Here is a 17,759-nt window from a genome sequence, read left to right on the forward strand (position 1 = left end):
ATAAGCAAATTTGGCATTTTGTCAAAGGGCGAATTTTATCAGTTTAAACCTTACTTGTCTTGAGTCGATAAATAGCTAAAGCGCTTTAAATTTGGATCTTGTTATTGCTTGGGTATATAATTCGCGACCTCTATTTTTGAGCTCATTTTATTTTTGTACTCAATTTACGTTTGAGACCAAACAAAAGGTAATAATATGCAATACGTAGTAGCCGCTTTATATAAATTTGTTCGTTTAGAAAACTTTGAAGAATTACGAGAGCCATTACATAACGTGATGGTAGATAACAAAGTTAAAGGAACCTTGTTATTAGCTAACGAAGGCATTAATGGTACTGTTAGTGGTCCACGCGAAGGGATAGATGCTGTATTAGCTTGGTTAAAATCAGATCCTCGTTTAACAGATATCGAACACAAAGAATCTCTAGCTGACGAACAAGCTTTTTACCGCACCAAAGTTAAATTAAAAAAAGAAATTGTAACTATGGGTGTTGAAGGGATAGATCCAAATAAAGTGGTTGGCACCTACGTTGAGCCTAAAGATTGGAACGATTTAATTTCTGATCCTGAAGTTGTATTAGTAGATACACGTAATGATTACGAAGTCGCTATTGGTACGTTTGAAAATGCGCTTGACCCAAATACTAAAACTTTCCGTGAATTTCCAGAGTATGTTGCTAAGAACCTTGACAAATCTAAGCATAAAAAAGTCGCCATGTTCTGTACTGGTGGTATTCGCTGTGAAAAATCTACCGCGTATTTAAAAGAGCAGGGTTTTGAAGAGGTTTACCACCTTAAAGGCGGTATTCTTAAATACTTAGAAGAAGTGCCAAAAGAACAAACTAAATGGAAAGGTGATTGCTTCGTCTTTGACCAACGTGTAACGGTTAACCACGATTTAGAGCAAGGTGAATACGACCAATGTTACGCTTGCCGTATGCCAATTACCGAAGAAGAAAAACAATCGGAGCATTATCAAAAAGGCGTAAGCTGCCCACATTGTTTTGACAAAACTTCAGAAGAAGACAAAGCAAGATTTGCCGAGCGTGAAAAACAATTACAGTTAGCTGAACAACGCGGCAAAGCGCATATTGGTGATAAAGAGACTGTGGGTTTATAAAGCACCAAGTTCTTTTTAGGTAAATCTGGCGTCCGCTCCTATAGGACGCCGTATATCTCAACTTCTGTTACCTACCTTATAGCTAAATTGGCGAATAAATGCTCGCGATTATATTTTTTCGCGATATACTCAAATACGCAGACTTTTCATGCCTTTTATTATGGCAAACTATAGATCGGATAAAAAATGTCCAGTTGGCTGATTTTGTTGTGAATTTGCCTTGCCAAATCTTGAGAGCAGACTAAATTTGATAGTAGATAGCCACCAGAAACTTGATACGGATGTAAGGAATATTATGTCTACAGAAAATGCATTACTCACTATACTCGCCGAAAAAATTAAAAATGATTCACTGGTATTGCCGACTTTACCAGAAATAGCGATTAAAGTGCGCGAAGCCGCAGATGATCAAGATGTGAATTTGCATCAGATGGCTGATGTTATTTCACACGATCCTGCATTATCAGCTCGTATGCTTAAAATTGCTAACAGTGCATATATGGGACGTTCTGTTAAAGTAACGACCATTAACCAAGCGGTTACTCGAATTGGTTTACGTCAGATTAAAAACATCGCTACTGCACTTGCTATGGAACAATTATTTGTTTCCAAAAATGACGTAGTTAAAGCCGCATTAGACAAAGTTTGGTCGCTAACTGTTTCTGTGTCAGCTGTTGCTATGGCTTTGTTGAAGCATTACATTAGCCGTAATAAACATACATCACTCAATCTAGACACAATTACATTAGCTGCTATGGTACATAACATAGGTGTGCTGCCAATTTTAACTGAAGCGGAGCGCCATCCTGATGTATTTGCGAATCCTGAATTTATTGAAGGTGCGATTGCACGTTTAGCTGGTCGAGTAGGTGGTTCGATTATGCGTGCTTGGGAGTTCGGCCCTGAGTTTGTCAATGTTGCAGAGCGTTGGAACGATAAACGTTATGAGCCAGAAGATATAAGTTATATAGACTTTGTCCGTGTAGCGGCAATATATTCAGATGTTTTGCCTGTCGATGGCGATAAAGCTCTAGCATATGCTCAATATATTGATAAAGGCGTTCTGACAGATTTAGCTTACATTGAGTCTGACGAATTCAAAGAGCAAGTTGCAATTGCCAAAGCTATTTTTGCTGATTAATTTGTAGTGCTGTTAAATGAAAAACGCGATGTATTGATATATTGATACATCGCATTTTTTATATTTGAGTGAGTAAATATGGTTTAAACCACAGTTTATTCAACCTCAGTAAACTCCAAAACTTCGGCTAAACGCGCTATGAACTTATCTAACTCTCCACACATTAATGCAAAGTCAGCATCTAAACGGGCAAACTTATCTTCGTCAGTCACATCTTCGTTTTGTTCTTTAACTACATCACTAAACTTGATACGTTTTATAGCCATGTCATCACATAAAATACATGAAAGAGTTTCTTGCCAGTCCACAGCAATTTTAGTGACGTGTTTGCCATTGTTTAAATGGTTTAATAAATCTTCTGAATCTAGTGATAAGTTTTTACAGCGTAATACACCTTCATCTTCAGCAAAGTCTTTTAATTCAACTTCAGTTCCTAAAGTGAAGTCACTTGGGTGATTGCCTTTCATCCACTCATCAAAGGTTAGCATAGTTGCGCCGTCTGTTTCCGGTGGCACAACTGGTAAAGTACCTAAACATTTACGTAGGTAAGCTAACATTTCTTCAGCTTTACCTGGGCTGCCAGCTTCAACTAAAATCCAGCCTGATTCAGCGAATATCGCAGCGCGAGTGAAAGTCGATTTAGAAAAAGCTTGTGGCAATAATGTATGAATTAATTCTTCTTTTAGGTTTTGTTTTTCTTTGCCTTTAACTTTGCGGCCTTCCGCTTGTTCTATCTCTTCAAGTTTTTCTTCAAGTAATTCTTTTACAACAGAAGCGGGTAATACTTTTTCTTGTTTTTTAAGTGACACCAAATGAAACTGGCCAACACTATGCACCAAAGTATGTGCTTTGGGGTGAAGTGCTTTTGTCCAACCAATTGAGCTCATTTCGCTTTTTAAGCAAGGGGTAAATTTAAATTCTTGTAGTTTATCTTCTAGTTGTTCTGCGGAAAATTCAAACGGAGAGGTAAAGCGATATAGTAGGGCGTTTTTAAACCACATAATTTAATCCTGTTATAATTTTTCTGCTTCAATCAGCAGATCAGTTAACGGTTCACTACAGCAAGGTAAAAATTCACCACGGCGAACAAATGCCAATGGCTCTTTTGGGTAATTAACTTCGCCTTCAACTAAAACAGTTCGGCAAGCACCACAATAGCCATCACGACAATGGTAGTGAACTTCTAAATCTTGAGATTCGATATATTCAAGCAGGGATTGGCAGCCGGATGATTTGTAATTGCTGTAATCAACCCGGCATTGAATTTTTTCGGACATAATGCGAACTGTTTATTACAGTTCGAAATCCCCGAAGTCGTCAGTATTTAACTCGCTGTCAATTTGACCTACTAAATATGAGCTAATTTCAGCTTCTTGTGGAGCAACTTGAACATTGTCACTGACCAACCAAGCATTAATCCAAGGGATTGGGTTTTGCGTTTGACCAAATATCGCTGGCAAGCCGATTGCTGTCATACGGGTATTGGTAATGTATTCAACGTATTGGCATAAAATTTCTTTGTTTAAGCCGATCATTGAACCATCTTTAAATAAGTACTCAGCCCATTCTTTTTCTTGCTCAGCGGCAGCTCTAAAAATACCAATGACTTCTTCGCGGCATTCTAAAGCTATTTCTGCCATGTCGTTATCATCTTGGCCATCCGCCATAATGTTTAACATGTGCTGTGTACCAGTTAAGTGCAGAGCTTCATCACGTGCGATTAGCTTGATGATTTTAGCATTACCTTCCATCAATTCACGTTCAGCAAAAGCAAAACTACAGGCAAAGCTAACATAAAAGCGAATGGCTTCTAATACGTTAACCGCAGCAATACATAAGTAAGTTAGTTTCTTCAGTTCACGTACTGACACGTTGATAATTTGGTCATCAACTTCATATTGGCCTTCACCACGTGTGTGATAAAGTTGGCAAGCGAGAATTAATTGATCGTAATAAACTGAAATATCTTTAGCACGTTTTAAGATATGTTCGTTTACCACTATGTCATCAAACACTAATCCCGGCTCATTAACAATATTACGAATAATATGTGTGTATGAGCGGCTATGAATAGTTTCACTGAAAGCCCAAGTTTCGATCCAAGTTTCCAATTCAGGTAACGACACTATTGGTAATAATGCGACGTTAGGTGAGCGGCCTTGAATACTGTCTAATAAGGTTTGGTATTTTAGGTTACTTAAAAATACATGTCTTTCATGATCAGAAAGCTTTTGAAAATCTGAACGGTCGCGGCTGACATCAACTTCTTCTGGTCGCCAGAAAAAGCTTAACTGCTTTTCAATTAGGCGCTCAAAAATAGGGTGCTTTTGTTTGTCGTAGCGTGCAACATTCACTAAATTACCAAAAAACATTGGCTCATTTAGATAATCTGTATTGTTTTTATTAAATGTTGTGTAACTCATAGGCCGTACAAATTCTCTTTTAAAGACAAAAAAGCCGTGGGCAATACACACGGCCTTTATAATTAACTACAAAATTGTTTTATATTTTACAAGCGCCGCCAGCACAGTCATCATCTTGTGCTTTAGCTTCTTTTTGCGGATCTTCTGCACCATCACGTGTGTTATGGTAGTACAGAGTTTTCACACCAAGCTTATACGCGTACAACAAGTCTTTTAATAATTGTTGCATTGGTACTTTACCACTTGGGAACTTAGTTGGATCGTAGTTAGTATTAGCAGAGATAGTTTGATCAATAAACTTCTGCATAATAGCAACTAACCCTAAGTAACCTTGGTTGTTTGGAATAGACCACAACAACTCATACTGGTTTTTAAGTTTTTCGTATTCAGGTACAACTTGACGCAAAATACCATCTTTACTTGCTTTTATACTGACAAAACCACGCGGTGGTTCAATACCATTAGTTGCATTTGAAATTTGTGACGACGTTTCTGAAGGCATTAGCGCTGATAAAGTTGAGTTACGTAAACCATGCTCTTTAATGCTGCTACGTAATGCTTCCCAATCTAAGTGTAATGGCTCGTCACAAATGCTATCAACATCTTTTTTGTAAGTGTCGATAGGTAAAATACCTTGTGAGTAAGTCGTCTCATTAAATTTAGGACACGCGCCTTTTTCTTTGGCTAACTCATTTGAAGCTTTTAACAAGTAATATTGAATGGCTTCAAAAGTTTTATGTGTTAAGCCGTTGGCACTACCATCTGAGTATTTCACACCGTTTTTAGCTAAGTAGTAGGCGTAGTTGATTACACCAATACCTAATGTTCTGCGGTTAATACTTGAGTTAAATGCAGCTGGCACAGGGTAGTCTTGATAATCTAACAAACAGTCTAATGCACGTACTGCAAGTTCTGCTAAACCATCTAACTCATCTAAGTTTTCAATTGCACCTAAGTTGAATGCCGATAAGGTACAAAGCGCGATTTCTGCTTCTTCATCACTAATATTGTTTAGTGGCTTAGTTGGCAGTGCAATTTCTAAACATAAGTTACTTTGTTTAATTGGCGCAACTTTAGGATCAAACGGGCTATGGGTATTACAGTGGTCAACATTCTGTAAATAGATACGACCTGTGCTTGCACGCTCTTGAGCAAACAAACCAAATAGCTCGGTTGCTTTCAGTGATTTTTTACGAATTGACGGATCGTTTTCGTATTTAACGTATAACTCTTCAAACAAGTTTTGGTCAGCAAAAAATGCATCATACAAACCAGGCACATCACTTGGGCTAAATAAGGTGATGTTCTCGTTTTTAATTAAACGTTGATACATTAAGCGGTTAAATTGTACGCCATAGTCTAAGTGACGAACACGGTTGTCATCTACACCACGGTTGTTTTTAAGTACAACTAATGACTCAACTTCTAAGTGCCATAAAGGGAAGAATAGGGTTGCTGCACCACCACGCACACCACCTTGTGAACAGCTTTTTACCGCTGTTTGGAAATGTTTGTAGAATGGAATACAACCAGTATGGAATGCTTCACCACCGCGAATTGGGCTACCTAATGCACGGATTCGACCTGCATTAACACCAATACCAGCACGTTGGCTGACGTATTTTACAATTGCACTAGAAGTTGCATTGATTGAATCTAAGCTATCACCACATTCAATTAATACACAAGAACTGAATTGGCGAGTCGGCGTACGTACACCCGACATAATAGGTGTAGGTAGAGAAATCTTAAACTGAGAAATTGCATCGTAGAAACGACGCACATAATCCATACGCGTGTCTTTCGGATAGTTAGCAAATAAACATGCAGACACTAATACGTATAAATATTGCGGGCTCTCGTAAATATCACCTGTTACACGGTTTTGAACAAGATATTTACCTTCTAATTGTTTAACTGCACCGTATGAAAAGTTTAAGTCGCGCATGTGCTCAACAAAATCATTCATCTGGTCGAATTCTTCGCGAGAATAATCGGCTAACAAATGTTGATCGTATTTGCCTGCTTCACATAACTTAACTACGTGATCATATAAATGTGGTGGTTCAAACTGACCGTAAGCTTTTTTACGCAAATGGAAGATAGATAAACGCGCTGCTAAATATTGATAATCAGGCGTTTCTTCACTGATCAAATCAGCTGCTGATTTGATAATGGTTTCGTGAATGTCTTCTGTTTTAATACCGTCGTAGAACTGAATGTGTGATTTCATTTCTACTTGAGATACAGAAACATTGTTTAAACCCTTAGCCGCCCAAGTTACAACTTTATGTAACTTCTCTAGATCTAAAGGTTCTTTATTACCGTCGCGCTTAGTTACGAAGAGCTGGTCAGTCATTTGAGTCGTCAATCCTGATATTATATTTTTTATTTAGCCAATATTTCACAGTGCGACTAGAGCTTGGTTAAAACTCAGCCACAAGATGTGGGGCTAGTTAGCGGAATCAACACAAGATAATGAGGTTTTGCTCTGAAAGCAAGATTTGATTTTAGTTTAAATTTACATTTTTTTTGGCGTATATTTTGCGCGTTAGTAGTTGCTAACTTTTCATTAAAAGTAGACTAGTAGGTCAAGTGTTTTTGAATAAAAAAACCAGCTTTTTAATTGACCAATATCTTGTTTATTTTAGTTTGCGCTGTTTTATTAAGATTTGTTATATGAAAGAGTTTGCATTTGGCGGTTTGTTTACTGCTTATACAAACCGCTTAAATAATATCAACAATGGCGATTATTTAATGATTGAGACAAGATCTGAAGGCTGTTCAATTATAAAATCAGCTTGCCATTCTTCTACTGGTAATTCGTCTTGAGTATAACCCCAGTTGGCTATAAATGTTTGCATGCCTGCGCGGTTACCAGCTTCAATATCACGAAATGCATCACCAACATACCAAGTTTGTTGTGGGTCAATTTGCATGTGTTTACATGCGTGAAATAGTGGTTGTGGATCTGGCTTTCTAACTTTTAAGGTATCGCCAGAAACATTAATTTTTGAATGTTTAAACTCTGGATATTTAGTTAATAATACGTCAGTCAAAAAAGCCGGTTTATTGGTGACAACGCCCCATAATATATTTTGTTGATTGAGCATTTCCAATGTGTCTGCCATACCTGCAAAAAAATCTGTATGGGTACTGATATTATTCAGGTAATAATCCAAAAAAATCCCACGTAGTTTTTCAACTTCATAAGACTGCCAGTTTTCACCTAGGCCTAATTTGAGTAACCCCAAGGCACCGTGCGAGGCGACCGGTCTGTATTGTTCATATGAAACACTTGGCATATCAAGCGTTGATAACACATAGTTTAGCGTTTCACCTAAATCTTTAGCCGTGTCTAATAATGTGCCATCTAAATCAAATAAAATACCCTGAGGTTTAGTTAAAGTTTTTGCGCGCATAAAATATAGTTCACTGCCAAATCATTATTAATTGAAAATTTTTGGGTAAGCGGATTGAAATGAATACCGTTAGCTTTTTTAACTTTACAGTTATTTTGTTCAATCATACCTATTACTTCTGAAGGCTTTAAAAATTTGTCGTGTTCGTGTGTGCCTTTAGGTACAAGATTGAGCACATATTCAGCCGCAACTATACCCAATAAATAGCTGCGTAAGGTACGATTTAATGTTGATACAAATAAGTAGCCACCAGGTTTTAATGTACTTATTGCCGCTTGTAAAATACTTGCCGGGTCGGGTACATGTTCGAGCATTTCTAAACTGGTGACAATGTCAAAGGTTTCGAGGTGTTCTGGGGCGAAGTCTTCAATCAATCCTTGATGATAATTTATCGATAAAGCAGATTCTTGTGCATGATGTTTTGCGACTTCAACCGATTGAGGTGCTGGCTCTAGTCCGGTAACTTGGCCACCTCGTTGTGCTAGCGCTTCAGCTAAAATGCCACCGCCGCTGCCAACATCCAATATCTTTTTGCCAAATAAACCGCTGGCACAATCTTCAATGTACTGCACTCGATATGGGTTCATTTTATGCAAAGGTGCAAATTCACCATCAAGATCCCACCATTTATCCGCAATGGCGTTAAATTTTTCTATTTCTGTTGGGTCTATATTGCTCAATTTTGTTGCTCTAGCTGAGGTTTAATATGCCCATTATAAAAATTTACAGGGTGGCGACAAGTTAAAGCGTATTTTTTCAATGGTATGCGCCGTGGTTTGTGGTAGAATTGCCCGCTAAAAAACGGTGACTCAAAAAACCGAATGCGAAAAAAGCAAGTATAACAACTAGGGAAATATCCTATTTATGAACGATTTGGCGAAAGAAATACTTCCAGTCAATATTGAAGATGAGCTAAAAAACTCATACTTAGACTACGCAATGAGTGTAATCGTTGGGCGTGCTTTGCCTGACGTTCGAGATGGATTAAAACCAGTTCACCGTCGTGTATTATTTGCGATGAACGAACTCAAAAACGACTTCAACAAACCGTATAAAAAATCTGCGCGTATTGTTGGTGACGTAATTGGTAAATATCACCCGCATGGTGATAGTGCAGTTTACGACACAATCGTTCGTATGGCTCAGCCATTCTCATTGCGTTATATGTTAGTTGATGGTCAAGGTAACTTTGGTTCTGTAGACGGTGACTCTCCAGCTGCTATGCGTTATACCGAAGTTAGAATGGCTAAAATCGCTCATTCATTACTTGCTGATCTCGAAAAAGAAACAGTGGATTTTGTACCTAACTATGACGGTACAGAACACATTCCTGAAGTTTTACCAACTCGTTTACCTAATTTATTGGTGAATGGTTCTTCAGGTATAGCTGTTGGTATGGCGACCAATATTCCACCGCACAACTTAAATGAAGTAATAGGTGGCTGTTTAGCCATGATTGAAAACCCAGACATTTCAATTGAAGAATTAATTGAAATTATCCCTGGTCCTGATTTCCCTACAGCAGCAATTATTAGCGGTCGTTCAGGTATTGAACAAGCTTATCGTACCGGTCGCGGTAAAATTTATATTCGTGCTCGCGCCGAAATTGAAGTAGCAGACAATGGTCGTGAAACCATTGTTGTTCACGAAATTCCATATCAAGTGAACAAAGCTCGCCTTATTGAAAAAATGGCAGAGCTTGTTAAAGAAAAGCGCATCGATTCAATTTCAGCGTTACGTGATGAATCTGACAAAGACGGTATGCGTATTGTTATTGAAGTTAAACGTGGTGAGTCAGGCGAAGTCTTACTTAACCACTTATATTCATTAACCCAAATGCAGGTTGTTTTTGGCATTAACATGGTTGCGCTTGAAAACAACCAACCAAAAATATTCAACCTAGTTGATATGCTTAAAGCTTTCCTTAATCACAGAAGGGAAGTTGTAACTCGTCGTACTATCTTCGAATTACGCAAAGCGCGTGAGCGTGCCCATGTATTAGAAGGTTTAGCAATTGCCCTTGCTAATATCGATCCAATTATCGAATTAATTAAACGTTCACCATCACCAGCTGAAGCGAAAAAAGGTTTAGTAGATACACCTTGGGCGTTAGGTGATGTTGCTGAAATGCTAGAGCGTGCAGGTACACATGCAGCGCGTCCAGAATGGTTAGAAGATCATTATGGTATTCGTGATGGCATGTACCACTTAACTGAGCAACAAGCTCAAGCAATTCTAGACTTACGTTTACATAAATTAACAGGTTTAGAACACGAAAAAATCTTAGACGAATACAAAGCCTTATTAGATGAAATTGCCGAGTTGTTATATATCTTATCTAGCTCAGTTCGTTTGATGGAAGTGATTCGTGACGAATTATTAGCGGTTAAAGAAGAGTTTGGTGACGAGCGTCGTACAGAAATTACTGCTGCGGCTCACGACATCAATATGGAAGATTTAATTGCAGAAGAAAACGTGGTTGTGACCCTATCGCATGAGGGTTATTGTAAATATCAACCATTAACTGAATACGAAGCTCAACGTCGTGGTGGTAAAGGTAAAGCTGCAACTCGCATGAAAGATGAAGATTTCATCGAGAAATTATTGATTGCCAATACGCATGACACCATTTTATGTTTCTCTGATCGTGGTCGCTTATATTGGTTGAAAGTTTATCAGTTACCTCTAGCGACTCGAACCGCGCGTGGTAAACCAATCGTCAACTTATTACCTTTAGAAGAAGGTGAGCGTATCAGTGCTATTTTACCTGTACGTGAATACGAAGAAGACAAATACATCATTATGGCAACTGCCAATGGTACAGTTAAGAAAACAGCGTTAACTGAATATTCTCGCCCACGTGCTAACGGTATTATCGCACTTAACTTAAATGATGGTGACCATGTAATTGGTGTTGATATCACTCATGGTGACAGTGACATCTTATTATTCTCAGACGCAGGTAAAGTTGTACGCTTTAACGAGCAGCAAGTTCGTCCTATGGGTCGTACTGCGACTGGTGTTCGTGGTATTAAGTTAGACGATAGCCAAACTGTTGTTTCAATGATAGTACCGCACAGTGATGGGGCTGTATTAACAGTGACAGAAAATGGTTATGGTAAACGTACCCCATTAGATGAATATCCGGCTAAGAGCCGCGCAACTTTAGGTGTTGTTTCTATCAAAGTTAGCGAACGTAATGGTGCGGTTATTGGTGCTGTTCAAGTTAACGACGGTGACGAAATTATGATGATCACCAATAAAGGTACGCTAGTCCGTACTCGTGTTGGTGAAGTTTCTATTATTGGCCGTAACACTCAAGGTGTTCGCTTAATTAGAACCGCAGAAAGTGAATTAGTAGTTGGTTTACAGCGCATTGATGAAGTTGAAGAAGATGAAACTTTAATTGACGATGCTGAAATTGTTGAAGGTTCTGAAGAAGCTGAAGCACAAGCGCCAGCAGCCACAGATACAGACAGCGACCAAGATACAGATTCTCAAGAATAGATTGTTAGAGATTTAAGATAAATGACCAAAAAAGTTTTTAACTTTTGTGCAGGCCCGGCTATGTTGCCGCAGCCTGTTATGCAACTTGCACAACAACAACTGGTAAATTGGAACGACATGGGCGTTTCAGTCATGGAAATAAGCCATCGCAGCAAAGATTATATTGCTGTAGCTGAGCAAGCAGAAAAAGATCTGCGTGATTTAATGGGTATTTCTGATGACTACTCAGTGTTGTTTATGCACGGTGGTGGCCGTGGGCAGTTTGCAGCTGTGCCTATGAACCTTTTAGGTTCGGGTCAAGAAGCTGATTATGTATTAACAGGTTCTTGGTCTAAATCGGCTTTTACTGAAGGCCAAAAATACGGTCAAATTAACCTAGCTGCTGATACTTATGTAAATGATGCTGGCGAACGATCTGTACTACCGTTTGAGCAATGGCAATTAAGCGACAAAGCGCAATATGTCCATTATTGTCCAAATGAAACAGTCGATGGCGTTGAATTTAATTACATACCAGAGGTTGATAAACCTTTAGTTGCCGATATGTCTTCGTGCATTTTATCGCAAGAAATTGATGTATCGAAATTTGGCATAATCTACGCTGGTGCGCAGAAAAATATTGGTCCTTCAGGTTTAGCTATCGCGATTGTTCGTAAAGATTTAATTGGCCGAGCAAATGGCTTTACACCATCTATTTACGATTATGCAGTTCAAGCACAAAACGATTCAATGTTTAATACACCACCAACTTATGCCTGGTATTTAGCAGGTTTGGTATTTAAGTGGTTAAAAGAACAAGGCGGCGTAGCAGCCGTACAAAAAATAAACGAACAAAAAGCTGCTCATTTATATAATTTTATTGATAGCAGTGAATTTTATTCTAACCAAGTCGCAAAGCAGTATCGTTCAAAAATGAACGTACCCTTTATGTTACAAGACGAAGCATTAAATGCTAAGTTTTTGGCAGAATCTGAGCAAGCTGGTTTATTAGCCCTTAAAGGCCATAGATCAGTCGGCGGCATGCGAGCAAGTATTTATAATGCTATGCCTCTAGAAGGTGTCGAAACACTTGTTAACTTTATGCAGGATTTTGCCCAAAAGAACGGCTAATACAAAAAGAAGAGGATAGGGATGACGGATCAAGTACCGGTCATTACCATAGATGGCCCAAGTGGTGCGGGTAAAGGCACCATTAGCAAATATATCGCAGATAAATTAGGCTGGCACTTTTTAGATAGCGGCGCAATTTATCGAGTTTTGGCGTTGGCGACTATTCACCATGATATAGATCCAACAGATGAAGACTCAGTTGCGCCACTTGCGTCCGTATTGGATGTACATTTTAAATCGTCTGCTGATGGCAATGAAACACGTGTCATTTTAGAAGGCGAAGATGTGACCGGCTCTATTCGCAACGAAAAAGTAGGCGCGGTTGCTTCAAAAGTTGCGTCGTTGCCACGTGTTCGCGAAGCTTTATTACGACGCCAACGTGCTTTTAAAGAAGCACCTGGATTGGTCGCTGATGGCCGCGATATGGGCACAGTTGTCTTTCCAAGTGCAGAAGTTAAGATATTTTTGACTGCAAGTGCACAAGAAAGGGCAAAAAGACGTTATCTACAGTTGAAAGATAACGATCCTACAGTTAAAATTGAACATCTTTTAGCCGACATTCAGGCAAGAGACGAGCGCGACTCAAATCGCAGCGTTTCGCCTTTGGTTGCAGCTAAAGATGCATTAGAAATTGATTCAACTTCAATGTCTATCGACGAGGTTGTTGACACTGTTTTTCGCTATATGCAAGAAAAGCTCGGTCAATAAACTTTTGTAGTTGAGTCAGGAAATTGGCTAAGGATTGCCAATTAATATTAACAACCCTGAGTTATTTGGATTTAACTCGGATTACCATTCAAGAAAACTTTATATATGACTGAAAGTTTTGAACAGCTTTTTCTAGAAAGCTTAAACGAAATCGAAACCCGTCCTGGTGCCATCGTTAAAGGTACTATCGTAGCAATCCAAAAAGACGTTATCTTAGTTGATGCTGGCTTAAAATCAGAAGCAGCTATCCCTGTTGAGCAATTTTACAATGCTCAAGGTGAAGTAGAAGTTAGCGTTGGTGACGAAATTGATGTTGCATTAGATGCAGTTGAAGACGGTTTCGGTGAAACTATTCTTTCTCGTGAAAAAGCTAAGCGTCACGAAGCTTGGATCCGTTTGGAAAAAGCTTGTGAAGACAGCGAAACTGTTGTTGGTTTAATCAGTGGTAAAGTTAAAGGTGGCTTCACAGTTGAAGTTGAAGGCATCCGCGCTTTCTTACCAGGTTCTTTAGTAGATGTACGTCCAGTACGTGATACTACTTACTTAGAGAATGCTGAATTAGAATTCAAAGTTATCAAGTTAGATCAAAAACGCAACAACGTAGTTGTTTCTCGCCGTGCAGTTATCGAACAAGAAACTAGCGCAGAGCGTAGCGAATTGTTGGCTAACTTAGAAGAAGGCCAAGAAGTAACTGGTATCGTTAAGAACTTAACTGACTACGGTGCATTCGTAGATTTAGGCGGTTTAGACGGTCTATTACATATCACTGATATGGCTTGGAAACGTGTTAAACACCCAAGCGAAATCGTTAACGTTGGTGATGAAATCACAGTTAAAGTATTGAAATTCGACAAAGATAAGTCTCGCGTATCATTAGGCTTGAAACAATTAGGTAGCGATCCTTGGTCTGAATTAGCAGCACGTTTCCCTGAAGGTTCTAAACTAGAAGGCCGTGTAACTAACTTAACTGACTACGGTTGTTTCGTTGAAATCCAAGAAGGCGTTGAAGGTCTTGTTCACGTTTCTGAAATGGATTGGACTAACAAAAACATCCACCCATCTAAAGTTGTTAACTTGGGTGACAATGTTCAAGTTATGGTACTTGAAATCGATGAAGAACGTCGTCGTATTTCATTAGGTCTTAAGCAATGTAAAGCTAACCCTTGGGAAGAGTTCGCTAAGAACTTCGCTAAAGGCGACCAAGTGTCTGGTAAGATCAAGTCAATCACTGACTTTGGTATCTTCATTGGTTTAGACGGTGGCATCGATGGTCTTGTTCACTTATCTGACATTTCTTGGAATGTTGCAGGTGAAGAAGCAGTTCGTAGCTACAAGAAAGGTGAAGAGTTAACTGCTGTAGTATTACAAGTAGATGCAGAGCGTGAGCGTATCTCTCTTGGTATCAAGCAAATTGACGAAGACCCATTCACTAACTACCTAAATGCTAATAAGAAAGGTGCTGTTGTAACTGGTACTGTTACTGCAGTTGACGCTAAAGGCGCAACTATCGAATTAGCTGACAGTGTTGAAGGTTATGTACGTGTAAGCGATATTTCTCGTGAGCGCGTAGAAGACGCTTCTGCTGAATTGAACGTTGGTGATGCTGTTGAAGCTAAATTCATGGGCGTAGATCGCAAAAACCGTGTTGTTAGCTTATCAATCAAAGCTAAAGACGAAGCTGAAGAAAAAGCTGCCGTTGAATCTGTAAATAAACAACAAGATTCAGGTAATTTCAGCAACGCTATGGCTGAAGCATTTAAAAACGCTCAAAAAGGCGAATAAAATCAAATAAGAGAGTAGAATTTCTACTCTCTTTTTCCCTTCCTTTGTTATACTTTGGTAGTGACCCCTTAAATTAGACCGGAGTATCAAAATGACCAAGTCTGAACTAATAGAATTAATGGCATCAAAACAACCTTCTTTACAATTAAAAGATGTGGAGTCTGGTGTTAAAGAATTGCTTGAATATATGGCTCAATCTCTTGCAGACGGCGACCGAATCGAAATCCGTGGTTTTGGTAGTTTCTCTTTACACTTCCGTGCACCAAGAACAGGTCGTAATCCTAAAACCGGTGAATCGGTAGAGTTAGAAGGCAAACACGTTCCTTACTTTAAACCAGGTAAAGAATTACGTGAACGCGTTAATGCGAGTTTAGACGCTTAATTTCAAAAGGACTGATTTTGAAAACAGCGCTTTATTTATTAGTAGCTATTGTTCTAGCTGGTATTTTATTATTGTTGTCCAGTTATAATACCAGCCAGATCGAGCTCAACTACTTATTAGCTGTAAAATCAATGCCGCTAGCTGTAGCTCTAGCGCTATTCCTGTTTATTGGTGTAATGCTATCGTCCATTGTTTGGGCTATTTATGCTTTTAAACTGAGATATCAATTACAAAAACGCAATTGGAAAATAAATAAGCTTAATCGAGAAATCGAAATGCTCAGATTGCAAATTAAAGATCAATAAATGCCTGAAATTTTATTTTTGCTCCTACCTGTAGTCGCTTGGTACGGCTATATTATGGGACGTAATAGCTTTCGCAAAGAGCAATTAAAACAGCATGAAAAAATTAACCAAGACTTCTTATCTGGTTTGAATCTTTTCTTAAATAATCAGCGCGACAAAGCCATTAATGTTTTAATTGAAAACCTTGAAGTTAATAACGAAACTTTTACCACTCACATCGCCCTAGGCAAACTCTTTAGAGCGAAAGGCGAAAACGACCGCGCGATAAAAATCCATCAGTTTTTAGCTAAACAAGACGTTTTAAGTCCAGAGCAACGTCGCACTTCCATTATGCAATTGGCGCGCGACTATATAGATTGTGCTTTATACGACAGAGCTGAAGCCTTGTTGTTACCTTTATTAGACGATAAACAATGTGCTAGAGAAGCGCGAGTTATGTTGTCGCGTGTTTACCAAGTATTTAAAGACTGGCAAAAAGCTTATGACATGATTGAACCTGTTGAAGTTTTGGAAGGTGAAAACTTTTCTAATACCAAAGCATACTTATTGTGTGAACTCGCTTCGTTGCAACAAGGCGAAACCAAAGCGCAGATGCTTATTAAAGCCATTGCTTTGCAAACTAATTGTGCACGGGCGTATTTAGAGCTGGTTGAACACTACGCTGCGAACAAAGCTTTTAATCAGGCGCACGACTGTGCGTTAGAATTGGCTAAACAGTGTCCTGAATTCGCCGTGTTGTTAATGGATAAAATTGATACTTTTATTCAAGATGAACAGAGTAAATTAGCGTTTTTAGAACAAATTGGCCAAATCACCAGTAGTACGGCTGTGGTTGCGCAAATAGCTGATATTTACCAAAATCAAAGTAAAAACTCTGAAGCACGCAAAAAAGTGCTACAACTTTTAGAAAAACATGCAACCATCAACGGATTTGCCCATCTATTACATTTAAACGCTAAAAAAATTGACTCACCTGAAGCACAACAAATGATGCTGAATTTAGAAGGTATGGTGAGAAACAAATTAAAACAGTTACCTAAGTTTGAATGTGATCAATGTGGTTATCAAGGTAGCTTATTATTTTGGCAATGCCCGCGCTGCAAACATTGGGGCAGTGTTAAACCTATTATTGGACTAACTGGAGATTAAACTTAATGAATATGACAGATTCACCCGTAGTTGTCGCTTTAGATTTTGATGATGCACATAAGGCTTTATCATTTGTAGAGCAAATTTCTCCAGAAGATTGTCGTTTGAAAGTAGGTAAAGAAATGTTTACCTATTTTGGTCCTGAATTTGTTAAAACACTTGTAAATAAAGGTTTTGACATTTTTCTAGACTTAAAATTTCACGATATTCCAGCTACTACAGCAAAAGCTTGTTTAGCGGCCGCACAGCTAGGGGTTTGGATGGTTAATGTGCATTGTAGTGGTGGTACGACTATGATGCGTACTGCGCGTGAAATGCTTAACGACAACTGCGCTGTGCCACCTTTATTGATAGGGGTGACTGTGTTAACTAGTATGGATGATAATGATATTCAGCAAATTGGCATTCAGCGCAATGCAGGTGAGCAAGTGATTGCATTGGCAGGGCTTGCTCAACAAGCTGGTTTAGATGGGGTTGTTTGCTCAGCGCAAGAAGCTTCAGTGTTAAAATCAACTTATGGTAGCGACTTTAAACTCGTAACTCCGGGTATTCGTCCGGCAGGTAGTGCAGTTGGCGACCAAAAGCGCATTATGACGCCAGTACAAGCTATTCAATCAGGCTCAGATTATTTAGTTATTGGCCGCCCAGTTACTCAAGCGGCAAATCCAAAACAAGTATTAACTGAAATCAATCAGTCCTTGTTAGGTTAAA

At 38.9% G+C, this 17,759-nt stretch carries 16 protein-coding genes; 10 read left to right on the forward strand and 6 right to left on the reverse strand.

The window, feature by feature from the left end:
- Nucleotides 1–195 precede the first annotated feature (195 nt).
- Both trhO and WSC_RS0110695 read left to right on the forward strand, forming a co-directional pair.
- A complete protein-coding gene (trhO, locus tag WSC_RS0110690; protein WP_016955917.1) occupies nucleotides 196–1,119 on the forward strand; it encodes an oxygen-dependent tRNA uridine(34) hydroxylase TrhO in 924 nt (307 codons plus the stop codon).
- 295 nt (nucleotides 1,120–1,414) lie between these two features.
- Nucleotides 1,415–2,260, forward strand: coding sequence for an HDOD domain-containing protein (locus WSC_RS0110695; protein WP_016955918.1), 846 nt, complete (start codon nucleotides 1,415–1,417; stop codon nucleotides 2,258–2,260).
- A gap of 95 nt (nucleotides 2,261–2,355) precedes the next feature.
- Here the strand turns inward: WSC_RS0110695 and rdgC are convergent, their stop codons facing one another.
- The 6 genes from rdgC to ubiG form a co-directional block, all read right to left on the reverse strand.
- A complete protein-coding gene (gene rdgC, locus WSC_RS0110700) occupies nucleotides 2,356–3,261 on the reverse strand; it encodes a recombination-associated protein RdgC (RefSeq protein ID WP_016955919.1) in 906 nt (301 codons plus the stop codon).
- A 12-nt stretch (nucleotides 3,262–3,273) separates the two neighbouring features.
- A complete protein-coding gene (gene yfaE, locus WSC_RS0110705; RefSeq protein WP_016955920.1) occupies nucleotides 3,274–3,537 on the reverse strand; it encodes a class I ribonucleotide reductase maintenance protein YfaE in 264 nt (87 codons plus the stop codon).
- Nucleotides 3,538–3,552: 15 nt separating this feature from the next.
- Nucleotides 3,553–4,683: a class Ia ribonucleoside-diphosphate reductase subunit beta gene (gene nrdB, locus WSC_RS0110710; RefSeq protein ID WP_016955921.1), complete on the reverse strand. Its 1,131-nt coding sequence runs from the start codon at nucleotides 4,681–4,683 to the stop codon at nucleotides 3,553–3,555.
- A 79-nt stretch (nucleotides 4,684–4,762) separates the two neighbouring features.
- The gene (gene nrdA, locus WSC_RS0110715; protein ID WP_016955922.1) at nucleotides 4,763–7,042 is read right to left on the reverse strand and encodes a class 1a ribonucleoside-diphosphate reductase subunit alpha; all 2,280 of its coding nucleotides are present in this window, start codon (nucleotides 7,040–7,042) and stop codon (nucleotides 4,763–4,765) included.
- A 391-nt stretch (nucleotides 7,043–7,433) separates the two neighbouring features.
- Nucleotides 7,434–8,105: an HAD family hydrolase gene (locus tag WSC_RS0110720; protein WP_016955923.1), complete on the reverse strand. Its 672-nt coding sequence runs from the start codon at nucleotides 8,103–8,105 to the stop codon at nucleotides 7,434–7,436.
- Nucleotides 8,087–8,785: a bifunctional 2-polyprenyl-6-hydroxyphenol methylase/3-demethylubiquinol 3-O-methyltransferase UbiG gene (ubiG, locus tag WSC_RS0110725; RefSeq protein WP_016955924.1), complete on the reverse strand. Its 699-nt coding sequence runs from the start codon at nucleotides 8,783–8,785 to the stop codon at nucleotides 8,087–8,089. The genes WSC_RS0110720 and ubiG overlap by 19 nt, the downstream gene beginning before the upstream one ends.
- Nucleotides 8,786–8,969: 184 nt before the next feature.
- Between ubiG and gyrA the strand changes: the two genes are divergently transcribed.
- From gyrA to pyrF, 8 genes are all read left to right on the forward strand, one after another.
- A complete protein-coding gene (gene gyrA, locus WSC_RS0110730) occupies nucleotides 8,970–11,612 on the forward strand; it encodes a DNA topoisomerase (ATP-hydrolyzing) subunit A (protein ID WP_016955925.1) in 2,643 nt (880 codons plus the stop codon).
- 21 nt (nucleotides 11,613–11,633) lie between these two features.
- Entirely contained in the window at nucleotides 11,634–12,722 is a 1,089-nt protein-coding gene (serC, locus tag WSC_RS0110735; RefSeq protein WP_016955926.1) for a 3-phosphoserine/phosphohydroxythreonine transaminase, read from the forward strand.
- Nucleotides 12,723–12,743: 21 nt separating this feature from the next.
- Entirely contained in the window at nucleotides 12,744–13,430 is a 687-nt protein-coding gene (cmk, locus tag WSC_RS0110740; RefSeq protein ID WP_016955927.1) for a (d)CMP kinase, read from the forward strand.
- Between the two features lie 105 nt (nucleotides 13,431–13,535).
- Nucleotides 13,536–15,212 carry a 30S ribosomal protein S1 gene (rpsA, locus tag WSC_RS0110745; RefSeq protein ID WP_016955928.1) on the forward strand — a complete coding sequence of 559 codons (1,677 nt, stop codon included), beginning with the start codon at nucleotides 13,536–13,538 and terminating at the stop codon, nucleotides 15,210–15,212.
- 91 nt (nucleotides 15,213–15,303) lie between these two features.
- Nucleotides 15,304–15,594: an integration host factor subunit beta gene (ihfB, locus tag WSC_RS0110750; protein ID WP_016955929.1), complete on the forward strand. Its 291-nt coding sequence runs from the start codon at nucleotides 15,304–15,306 to the stop codon at nucleotides 15,592–15,594.
- A gap of 74 nt (nucleotides 15,595–15,668) precedes the next feature.
- A complete protein-coding gene (locus WSC_RS25270; RefSeq protein ID WP_272942544.1) occupies nucleotides 15,669–15,899 on the forward strand; it encodes a LapA family protein in 231 nt (76 codons plus the stop codon).
- On the forward strand, nucleotides 15,900–17,048 hold the full coding sequence (locus WSC_RS0110760) for a hypothetical protein (RefSeq protein WP_016955931.1): 1,149 nt from the start codon (nucleotides 15,900–15,902) through the stop codon (nucleotides 17,046–17,048).
- A gap of 5 nt (nucleotides 17,049–17,053) precedes the next feature.
- Nucleotides 17,054–17,758 (forward strand): orotidine-5'-phosphate decarboxylase, encoded by a 705-nt coding sequence (gene pyrF, locus WSC_RS0110765; RefSeq protein ID WP_016955932.1) that lies wholly within the window; start codon nucleotides 17,054–17,056, stop codon nucleotides 17,756–17,758.
- Nucleotide 17,759 lies beyond the last annotated feature (1 nt).

The organism is Catenovulum agarivorans YM01 (genome assembly GCF_000281085.1).
Classification (GTDB): Bacteria; Pseudomonadota; Gammaproteobacteria; order Enterobacterales; family Alteromonadaceae; genus Catenovulum; species Catenovulum agarivorans.

Coding starts and splice junctions, on each gene's coding strand:
- WSC_RS0110760 (WP_016955931.1), top strand. CDS start 15,900: ATGCCTGAAATTTTATTTTTGCTCCTACCTGTAGTCGCTTGGTACGGC.
- yfaE (WP_016955920.1), bottom strand. CDS start 3,537: ATGTCCGAAAAAATTCAATGCCGGGTTGATTACAGCAATTACAAATCA.
- ihfB (WP_016955929.1), top strand. CDS start 15,304: ATGACCAAGTCTGAACTAATAGAATTAATGGCATCAAAACAACCTTCT.
- rpsA (WP_016955928.1), top strand. CDS start 13,536: ATGACTGAAAGTTTTGAACAGCTTTTTCTAGAAAGCTTAAACGAAATC.
- rdgC (WP_016955919.1), bottom strand. CDS start 3,261: ATGTGGTTTAAAAACGCCCTACTATATCGCTTTACCTCTCCGTTTGAA.
- trhO (WP_016955917.1), top strand. CDS start 196: ATGCAATACGTAGTAGCCGCTTTATATAAATTTGTTCGTTTAGAAAAC.
- nrdB (WP_016955921.1), bottom strand. CDS start 4,683: ATGAGTTACACAACATTTAATAAAAACAATACAGATTATCTAAATGAG.
- WSC_RS0110720 (WP_016955923.1), bottom strand. CDS start 8,105: ATGCGCGCAAAAACTTTAACTAAACCTCAGGGTATTTTATTTGATTTA.
- WSC_RS0110695 (WP_016955918.1), top strand. CDS start 1,415: ATGTCTACAGAAAATGCATTACTCACTATACTCGCCGAAAAAATTAAA.
- pyrF (WP_016955932.1), top strand. CDS start 17,054: ATGAATATGACAGATTCACCCGTAGTTGTCGCTTTAGATTTTGATGAT.
- cmk (WP_016955927.1), top strand. CDS start 12,744: ATGACGGATCAAGTACCGGTCATTACCATAGATGGCCCAAGTGGTGCG.
- serC (WP_016955926.1), top strand. CDS start 11,634: ATGACCAAAAAAGTTTTTAACTTTTGTGCAGGCCCGGCTATGTTGCCG.
- nrdA (WP_016955922.1), bottom strand. CDS start 7,042: ATGACTGACCAGCTCTTCGTAACTAAGCGCGACGGTAATAAAGAACCT.
- gyrA (WP_016955925.1), top strand. CDS start 8,970: ATGAACGATTTGGCGAAAGAAATACTTCCAGTCAATATTGAAGATGAG.